This is a genomic window from Nonomuraea purpurea (assembly GCF_042650645.1).
GTDB lineage: Bacteria > Actinomycetota > Actinomycetes > Streptosporangiales > Streptosporangiaceae > Nonomuraea > Nonomuraea purpurea.
Genome location: NZ_JBHSBI010000002.1, coordinates 538199 through 546840 on the forward strand (window position 1 = coordinate 538199; position 8642 = coordinate 546840).

Genomic DNA, 8642 nt, shown 5'->3' on the forward strand with positions numbered 1-8642 from the left:
TTCGCGGCCTGGCCTCTTACTGGACAACAGTATGGCCCCAGGGGGGAGCGACGCGTTTAGGACCAGGGTATGGGGCTAGCATCTCGTTACGTGGCGAAGGTAACGGATCTTGTCAAACGCTTGCTCGTGGGGCGCGCCCTGCGTAGCGGGCAGCTTCACGAGCAACTCCTCCCCAAACGGATCGCACTCCCTGTTTTCGCGAGTGACGCGCTCTCGTCAGTGGCGTACGCGCCTCAGGAGATCCTGGTCATCCTCTCTCTGGCCGGCGTCTCCTTCTACGCCTACAGCCCCTGGGTCGCGCTGGCCGTCGTGGTCGTGATGATGACGGTCGTGGCCTCCTACCGGCAGAACGTGCACGCCTACCCCAGCGGCGGCGGCGACTACGAGGTGGCGACGACCAATCTCGGCAAGAACGCCGGGCTCACGGTGGCCAGCGCCCTCATGGTCGACTACGTGCTGACCGTCGCGGTCTCGGTGGCCAACGGCGTCGACTACGTGGGCGCCACGATCCCGTTCGTCGGCCAGCACAAGCCCACCATCGCCATCATCATCGTGATCTTGCTTACGGTGGTCAACCTGCGCGGCATCCGCGAGTCCGGCGCCGCCTTCGCCATCCCCACCTACGCGTTCATGATCGCGGTACTCGGCCTCATCGTCTGGGGCGGGTTCCGGCTGCTGGTGCTGGGCGACGAGATCAGGGCGCCGAGCGCCGACTTCACGATCGAGCCCGAGCAGGCCAACCTGACGGCCTTCGCCGCGGCGTTCCTGATCCTGCGCGCGTTCTCCTCCGGCTGCGCGGCCCTGACCGGCGTCGAGGCGATCAGCAACGGCGTGCCCGCCTTCCGTAAACCCAAGAGCAAGAACGCCGCGACCACGCTGCTGATGATGGGCCTGGTCGCGATCACCATGTTCGGCGGCATCATCGCCCTCGGCCTGGCGTCCGGGGTGAAGATCGCCGAGCCCTCGGTGGTCGCCCACGACCTGCTCAAACCGGACGGCACCCCCGTCGGCCCCGGCTACTACCAGCAGCCGATCATCTCCCAGGTGGCCGACGCGGTGTTCGGCAGCGGGTCGCTGATGTTCATCGCGATCTCCGCGGTGACGGCGCTGATCCTGTTCCTGGCGGCCAACACGGCCTTCAACGGCTTCCCCGTGCTCGGCTCGATCCTGGCGCAGGACCGCTACCTGCCCCGCCAGCTCCACACCCGCGGCGACCGGCTCGCCTTCTCCAACGGCATCATCATCCTGGCGCTCGGCGCCTGCCTGCTGCTGTGGGGCTTCCAGGCCGACGTCAGCCGCCTGCTGAACCTCTACATCGTCGGCGTCTTCGTCTCCTTCACCCTCAGCCAGACCGGCATGGTCATCCACTGGACCCGCCATCTGAAGACCGAGACCAACTTCAGGACGCGCCACCAGATGCAGCGCTCGCGCGTGATCAACTTCGTCGGGGCCATCATGACGGGGCTGGTGCTGGTGGTCGTGCTGCTGACGAAGTTCCTCGTCGGGGCGTGGATCGTGTGCATCGCGATGCCGATCCTGTTTTTGATGATGAAGGGCATCAGGCGCCACTACGACAACGTGGCGGCCGAGCTGGAGATCACCGAGGACCAGGAGCCGGTCATGCTGCCGGCCCGCAACCACGCCGTCGTCCTGGTCTCCAAACTGCACAAGCCGACCATGCGTGCGCTCGCCTACGCCCGCGCCACCAGGCCGTCCACGCTGGAGGCCGTCACCGTGGGCGTCGAGGGCGAGGAGGCGCGCCAGCTCCAGGAGGAGTGGGAGCGGCGGGGCATCCCGGTGCCGCTGAAGATGCTCGACTCGCCGTACCGCGAGATCACGCAGCCGATCCTCGACTACGTCAAGACGCTGCGCAGACGCTCGCCACGCGACGTGGTGACCGTGTTCATCCCCGAGTACGTGGTCGGCCACTGGTGGGAGCACCTGCTGCACAACCAGAGCGCGCTCAGGCTGAAGGCGCGGCTGCTGTTCAAGCCCGGCGTCATGGTCACCAGCGTGCCGTGGCAGCTCCACTCCTCCGACCGGCTCAAGGGCAGGCCCGAGCCCTTCGCGCCCGGCTCGGTGCGCCGTCCGTGGCACGAGGGGATCAAGGACGAGGAGCAGATGAACGCCCGCTGATCAGGGTGCGCAACCTGCCGGTGTCGCCGGCGTCCCAGCCAGGCGGCGCCGCGACGGCGGCCCAGCCGTCGGCGATGTCGGCGCCGTAGCGGTGCCCATGGCCGGGCGGCACGGACAGCCCGGCCGACAGATCCGCCAGCACCTGCCAGAACGTCACCAGCGGGAACCAGTTCATCTGCGGGTTCACGTCGGGCCCCCGTGGCTCCTCCAGCCAGGCCGGCCTGCTGTAGACGAGCTCCGGCGACCACCAGACGACCGGGTCGGAGGCGTTCTGCAGGTAGACCACGCGCGGGGCCGGCCACGGCCCGCCTGGCCGGGACAGGTCGGCGGCGTGCTGGGCGAACCTGGCCGTCCTGCCGCCCTGGTAGACCGGCCGCCACACGGGGCTGCCCTGGTCACGGTTGGCGGAAAGGTGACGCCAGATGGGGCTGGCGTTCGGCGGGCCGACGAACAGCGCCCCGTCCGCCCGCGCCGCCATGTCCTCCAGGTCACGGAAGGACCCCTCCAGCTCGTAGGCCCCCAGGCTCTCGCCCGACAACACCAGCTTGGGCCGCGTGGCGGCGGGCAGCCTGGCCACCCTGGCGCGCACCGCCTCGAACAGCACCCTGCCGGCCGCGGCCGCCTTGTGCCTGTCGACCAGGAACGACAGCCAGCTCGGCAGGTAGGAGTACTGCACCGCGACCATGGCGGAACGCCCGTTGTAGAGGTACTCCAGCGAGTCGGCGATGCGCGGATCGACCCAGCCGGTGCCCGTCGTGCCGAGCACGGCCAGCACAGGACGGTTGAACGCGCCGGTGCGTTCCAGCTCCCGCACCGCCGTCGCGGCCTGCGCCTGCGGCGAGGTGGTGGCGTCGAGGCCGACGTAGACCCTGATGGGCTGGGCCGCCGGACGTCCGGAGAAGGCGGTCAGGCGTGCGGGGGTGGCGGCCGTGGCGGTGAAGCGGCGGCCCTCCTTGCCCAGCGACTCCCAGGTGACCAGCGAGCCGGGCCCGCCCGACACGTACGCGGAGGCGGGCCGGCGCACGCCGGGATGAGTGCCCTCGTTGGCGACCGAGGAGACGTCGCTCATCCTGGCGACGAACCCGTCGAACACCACGCCGTTGGCGAACACCACGACCAGGAAGGCGATGATGAGCACGCCCACGGCACGGCCGACGGAGACGGGGACGTACCGGTCGAGCCAGGCGATCAGCTTGCGGCTGCCCAATCGGACGAGCCTGGCCAGCAGCAGGGCCACCGCGAACAGCGCGACGGCCACGGCCAGGATCAACGGCGGGAACCACGTGATCCGCGTGTCCATGCCCATGAGCGCCCGCAACTCCCGCTGCCATTGGACGCTGTACCACAGCGCCACCGCCGCCAGCGCCACACAGCCGCCGATCATGACCCGCCAGGCGATCCCGCGCCCCCGCTCCGGCAGCCGGTACGGGATCACCGCCCGGCCCAGCGCCCCGAAACCCGCGCCGACGGCGTAGCCGAGAATGGCGGTGACCGCGCTCATCACCCCCTGGTTCAACCAGGTGCGCGGCAGCAACGACGGCGTCAGCGAGGCGCAGGCGAACAGCGTGGCCAGCAGCGCCCCGCCGAAACCGAGCCGCCGTCGTACCACCCGACCTTCGCCCACGTCCACTTACAGTAATGGATCAAGCCGGAAAGTAGCCATCCAGCCCAGGGCATAAGGTGTCCGATGTGGAACAGGGATCTCTTGAGCTGACGGTAGGTCCGGTCGCCCATGGCGGCTGGTGTGTGGCGCGCCATGAAGGGCGGGTGGTGTTCGTTCGGCACGCCTTGCCCGGCGAACGGGTCATCGCCGACATCACCGAGGAGACGTCCCGGTTCCTGCGGGCCGACGCCGTGGAGATCCTGGAGGCCTCGCCCGACCGTGTCGTCCCGCCCTGCCCGTACGCCGGGCCCGGCCTTTGCGGCGGCTGCGACTGGCAGCACGCCACCCTTGAGGCGCAGCGGCGGCTCAAGGCCCAGGTCGTGGCCGAGCAGTTGCACCGGCTGGCGGGCATCGAACGCGAGGTCGTCGTGGAGGAGGTGCCGGGCGCCAAGGACGGGCTCGGCTGGCGCACCCGGGTGCAGTTCGCCGCCAACCCGACAGGCGAACTGGGCTTCCGCAAGCACCGCTCGCACGACATCCAGGTCGTGGACGCCTGCCTGATCGCCCATCCCGAGGTGGAGGCGGTCGGAGCGGAGAGCTACGACTGGCCGGGGGCATCCGGCATCGAGGTCATCGCCTCCTCCGGCGGCGACAGGGCCGTGGTGGTCACGCCCAGGCCGCGGCGCACCGTCACCGTGCCCGACCTCGACGCGCCCGCCTCGATCCTGCTCAACCAGGGCAAGGGCCGCACGGTGCCGAGACGCGGGTCAGGGGTGCTGCACGAGCAGGCAGGCGACAGGGAGTTCCGGGTCGCGGGGAGCGGCTTCTGGCAGGTCCACCCGGGGGCCGCCGAGACACTGCTGGACGTGGTGCTCGACTACGCCAGGCCGGAGCCGGGGGAGTGGGCGCTCGACCTGTACTGCGGGGTGGGCCTGTTCGCCGCCGGCCTGGCCGAGGCCGTGGGGGAGGAGGGGGCGGTGTTCGGGCTGGAGTCCGAAGCCGCCGCCGTCCGCGACGCCCGCGCCAACCTGCGCGACCTGCCGCAGGCCCAGGTGGAGCGCGGCCGGGTGGAGGAGGCCCTCGACCGCTTCCAGATCGAACGCGCCGACGTCGTGGTGGCCGACCCGCCCAGGGCGGGGCTGGGGCGCGAGGTGGTGGAGCGCATCTGCTCGCTGGAGGCGTCGAGGATCGTTTACGTCTCCTGCGACCCGGCGACACTGGCCCGCGACCTCGCCTGGTTCGCCGAACGCGGCTACCCGCTCGCCGAACTGCGGGCTTTCGACGCCTTCCCGATGACCCACCACGTGGAGTGCGTGGCCCTGCTGGTCAGGGAGTAGCGGCGAGCACCCGTTCGTTGAATGGGGCTACTCGCCGGTGCCGGTCGGCCCGGCCGTCAAGGCGCGCAGTTCCCGGGCGGCATCCAGGGCTCGACCCTTCTCTGGCAAGCCGTCGAGCATCTGACCGATGATGCGACTCCGGATCGTGCTGATCGGCCAGGCCTGAGCCGTAGTGATGGCTTGCTGCAGCCCTTGATCCACGTCGCGATCCCGCGTCTGGGTGAGGGCGTGCACAAGCGACAGATTCGCCACATTGCCATGGAACGCAGGCGGGCACAGAGTGCGGGCCTGCTCAGTTGCGTCGACCGCCTCCCGCGTCTCTCCGATCAGGGCGTACGGGTAACCCAGCGCCCAGGACTGCGCCCACGCCCGGAAGGACCACAGCGGTGATGTGTGGTCGCTGTCCACCGAGTCCGGAAGGGCATCGAACGTCCGCCGTAGGTCGCCGAGTGCGGCGTGTGTGCGCTCCTTGTCGCCCTGAGACGCAAGCAAGAAAGCCTGGACCATGTGGGCCTCGGCGAGGCTCCGGGATGGCACGCCATCGGCGATTTCGATGGCGTCGTTCGTCAGCTTGGCCACGACCGGTGCCGGCCGACCGACCCAGAACCCGTACTCGGCTTCCCAGCCCCGGGCCCACACACGCAATTCGCGGTCGCCTGTGGCGTCGGCAGCGCGGCGAGCCAACCGCCAGGACCGCAGGGAGGCTCCCTGATCGCCGAGGTCGCTCAGCTCCATACCCATGAGAACCGCGAGTTGGGCACTGACCCTCAGCAGGCCAGAGCGGGCCGTGGCCGATGACGTGCGTTTGAGGACCGTGGAGACCTCGGCGAAGTCGCTTGCGATCGTCTGAAAGACGGTGCCGGGTGGGTTGGTGTAGTAGGCGAAATCATGCTCCCAGATGATCTCTGCCCAATCGTCCACGTCGATGCCACTGCGCCCCGAAATCGTCCGCTCAACGCCTGAGAACAATGCGTCCCAAGTGCCGGGTGGGATCGCGGCTCCCGCACCGATAGCGGCGAGGATCTGCATCACGGCACGCCGTTCCACTAGTCATCCTCGTCACTAGATGAGGGATCTGCGCTAACAACCCTACCCATGCGGTAGCAGTCCAACTCTGACATTGCGGCATAGAGTGCCACAAGTCTCTCGTTGGCCCGGTATAGGTCGTCCAAGCGGTCAATCACGTCCGTCGGTATACGGACGAGACCGCGTTCCCATTTGGACAGATCGCCATGGTCGCATAGTGCTTTTCCTGCCGCTTCGCGCAGGTTGAGGTTGCACACCTCATCGCGCCAATGCCGAAGCTCAGCACCCAGCAAGTGCCAAGGGGAAGCGGTGGGATCCACGGCGTCAGGGCGGCGAGGCATTCGGATCAACCTCCTCATTGTTGGGGTTGTTGGAATGTGCGAATCCAACACTCACCCTCTTGGATGTCTCCCCGAACTCTTTCAGTATGACACTGTATGGCGCTCCGCTTTCAGCAGGGCGAAGTGAAACCCCTGATCAGAAAGGCCCCAAGAGTGATTTCCGGCATTGATCGCATTTCAATCGGTGAGCTCGGGGTGGTGATTGAGATGGCCCCAATTGACCCGCATACGTTCCAGGGCACCGACGTGATACGGGAATGGCTTCGGCTGGACATTCGGGATCGTCAGCTCGCGGTGCTTCGCAATACGTATCCGGCCTGGAACATCGACCTCGTGCAGGATGTGGCCGGCGCGGCCTGCTGGGTCGCCACGCTGTGTTGTGAGCTGACCCCTGCGCTGGTGAGGGCGGGCGTCTTCAAGACCATTCGGCAGTCGGACGCGATCGCACTCGCCGCCACCCTGGCCTGGCAGTCGTCTCTTCTCCGCTGCGGAGAGCGATGATGAACGCCATCTTTCAGGCATACATCAAGAGTCGGAAACGCATCGCCCTCAGCAGCAACACGTTGGACCTGGCGGTCACCGCTGCGGTGCTGGAGATCCACGTACCAGCGGAGCCGCGACATCGGCGCACAGCCCCACTTTCGCCCGCTGCCGCAGCAGGCCTCGCCCACGACCCGAAGGAGCCGCGTTGGACCCCTACATCGCCCACCCCTTCTGGCAGCTTCCAGACGGCCCGCTGGAATGGCGATGGGCCTGGCTCAGAAAGCTGATGCAGAAACTCGACCACACCGGAGAAACCACACCGGCTGCGCCGGACACCCCCGGCACAGCACCACCTCACAAGGGAGGAACAACATGACAACCCAGTCACGGCCGAGGCCGTGGGGCCTCACCCGCGCGACACCACACCTACCGGCAGCGCCTTTGCCGTGGGTGAAAACCAGGCTCGACCCGGACACCCAGCTCACCGTGTTCCTCGACGAGCACGGGCAGCCGATCGACGCCAAGGGCGACGGGTCAAGCAGGACCTACACCTCGGTCACTGTGTCGAAGCCCCCGGACGGTGACGGCAAGGGCCCCAACGTGGCAGACGACTCGGAAAACGACACCGAAAAGGACTGACGCCTGTGCGATCCATCCCGGGCACCGTCATGGTGATCACGTGTGAAGAGGACGTCACCGCCAATCTCGTCATCGCCAAGTTGAACGAGCGCGGCGCTCCGGTGGCCCGGGTGGATCCGGCCGACATCGGACTCGGCCTGACCTTCAGCGCCCAGGGCGGGGCCGATCTGCCGGGCTGGGCCGGCCGGTTGCGCACCGCGAGCCGTGAGGTCGCGCTGGACGACGTGCGGGCGGTCTACCACCGCCGCCCCTCCTTGTGGCGTTTCGACGAGTTGGAGCCGCAGGCGCGTGAGTTCGCCAGGGCCGAAGCCCGGCACGGGTTGAAAGGGCTGCTGGCGGCGCTGCCCGGCTGCCGGTACGTCAACCACCCCGCAGCCAACGAGCGCGCCGACGTCAAACCCGCGCAGTTGCAGACGGCGATCGACGTCGGATTCGAGGTGCCCGCAACCCTGATCACCAACGACCCGCAGGCGGTCCGCGACTTCGCCGCCCAGCACGGCCCGATCATCTACAAGTCGTTCCGCGGCGTCCCCTCCGCACCGGGCGGCGAGGTAGCTGCCATCTGGACACAGCGCATCGACGCGGCCGACGTGGATGAATCAGTCGCCGTCACCGCCCACCTGTTCCAGGCCGAGATCCCCAAGACCAGCGACGCCCGTGTCACGGTGGTCGGCGACCACGTGTTCGCGCACGAGATCACCAATCCGGACGGGGCACTCGACTGGCGCCGCGGCGACTGGGCCAAGCTCGTGCACACCCCGATCGACGTGCCTCCCGCCGTCCAGACGGCGCTGTGCGCACCGGTTACTCCACGGCGCTGATGTGCCACCGGCTCGGCAGCGGTGCCGTCACCTCGATCGAGTACGACCCGGTGATCGCCGACCGGGCGAAGACCGCGCTCACGATCGCCGGATACATGCCCTTCCTTGTGCAGGGCGATGGCCTGCACGGCTACGAGCGTCGCGCCCCGTACGACCTGCTCATCGTGCGCCACGAGGCGCCTTGTAACCGAGTGGAGGTGAAAGACCTTCACCGTTCGGTTGTCGCAGCAACCGAAATGAAGCCGAGGGCAGCCTG

General features: G+C 68.3%; 9 protein-coding genes and 1 pseudogene. 7 read left to right on the forward strand and 3 right to left on the reverse strand.

The features are described 5' to 3' along the window. Positions 1-90 precede the first annotated feature (90 nt). Positions 91-2136, forward strand: coding sequence for an APC family permease (locus ACFOY2_RS06440; RefSeq protein ID WP_379526979.1), 2046 nt, complete (start codon positions 91-93; stop codon positions 2134-2136). Here the strand turns inward: ACFOY2_RS06440 and ACFOY2_RS06445 are convergent. Continuing rightward, positions 2105-3760 (reverse strand): alpha/beta hydrolase, encoded by a 1656-nt coding sequence (locus ACFOY2_RS06445; protein WP_379526980.1) that lies wholly within the window; start codon positions 3758-3760, stop codon positions 2105-2107. The two genes, ACFOY2_RS06440 and ACFOY2_RS06445, sit on opposite strands and share 32 nt — an antisense overlap. A gap of 86 nt (positions 3761-3846) precedes the next feature. Here ACFOY2_RS06445 and ACFOY2_RS06450 point away from each other — a divergent pair, with 86 nt between their 5' ends. Further along, positions 3847-5076, forward strand: a complete 1230-nt coding sequence (locus ACFOY2_RS06450; protein ID WP_379527009.1) for a class I SAM-dependent RNA methyltransferase — start codon at positions 3847-3849, stop codon at positions 5074-5076. Positions 5077-5103: 27 nt separating this feature from the next. Here the strand turns inward: ACFOY2_RS06450 and ACFOY2_RS06455 are convergent, their stop codons facing one another. Together ACFOY2_RS06455 and ACFOY2_RS06460 are read right to left on the reverse strand one after the other, a co-directional pair. Then, positions 5104-6123, reverse strand: a complete 1020-nt coding sequence (locus ACFOY2_RS06455; protein ID WP_379526981.1) for an XRE family transcriptional regulator — start codon at positions 6121-6123, stop codon at positions 5104-5106. Then, complete coding sequence (locus ACFOY2_RS06460) at positions 6123-6461, reverse strand: helix-turn-helix domain-containing protein (protein WP_379526982.1); 339 nt, start codon at positions 6459-6461, stop codon at positions 6123-6125. Before ACFOY2_RS06460 ends, ACFOY2_RS06455 begins: the two co-directional genes overlap by 1 nt. A 78-nt stretch (positions 6462-6539) precedes the next feature. Between ACFOY2_RS06460 and ACFOY2_RS06465 the strand changes: the two genes are divergently transcribed. The 5 genes and pseudogenes from ACFOY2_RS06465 to ACFOY2_RS06485 all read left to right on the forward strand — a co-directional run. Beyond that, positions 6540-6944 carry a hypothetical protein gene (locus ACFOY2_RS06465; RefSeq protein WP_379526983.1) on the forward strand — a complete coding sequence of 135 codons (405 nt, stop codon included), beginning with the start codon at positions 6540-6542 and terminating at the stop codon, positions 6942-6944. 187 nt (positions 6945-7131) lie between these two features. Then, on the forward strand, positions 7132-7302 hold the full coding sequence (locus tag ACFOY2_RS06470) for a hypothetical protein (protein ID WP_379526984.1): 171 nt from the start codon (positions 7132-7134) through the stop codon (positions 7300-7302). Beyond that, complete coding sequence (gene tgmA / locus ACFOY2_RS06475; RefSeq protein ID WP_379526985.1) at positions 7299-7565, forward strand: putative ATP-grasp-modified RiPP; 267 nt, start codon at positions 7299-7301, stop codon at positions 7563-7565. Before ACFOY2_RS06470 ends, tgmA begins: the two co-directional genes overlap by 4 nt. A gap of 5 nt (positions 7566-7570) precedes the next feature. Further along, complete coding sequence (locus tag ACFOY2_RS06480) at positions 7571-8386, forward strand: MvdC/MvdD family ATP grasp protein (RefSeq protein ID WP_379526986.1); 816 nt, start codon at positions 7571-7573, stop codon at positions 8384-8386. After that, positions 8359-8642 (forward strand): annotated as a pseudogene (locus ACFOY2_RS06485) (hypothetical protein); the annotation flags it as partial. The gene ACFOY2_RS06480 and the pseudogene ACFOY2_RS06485, both read left to right, overlap by 28 nt.

Bases quoted from the DNA above. Each gene is read 5' to 3' on its own strand.
- ACFOY2_RS06460 (WP_379526982.1), bottom strand. From the start codon at position 6,461: ATGAGGAGGTTGATCCGAATGCCTCGCCGCCCTGACGCCGTGGATCCC.
- tgmA (WP_379526985.1), top strand. From the start codon at position 7,299: ATGACAACCCAGTCACGGCCGAGGCCGTGGGGCCTCACCCGCGCGACA.
- ACFOY2_RS06465 (WP_379526983.1), top strand. From the start codon at position 6,540: ATGGCGCTCCGCTTTCAGCAGGGCGAAGTGAAACCCCTGATCAGAAAG.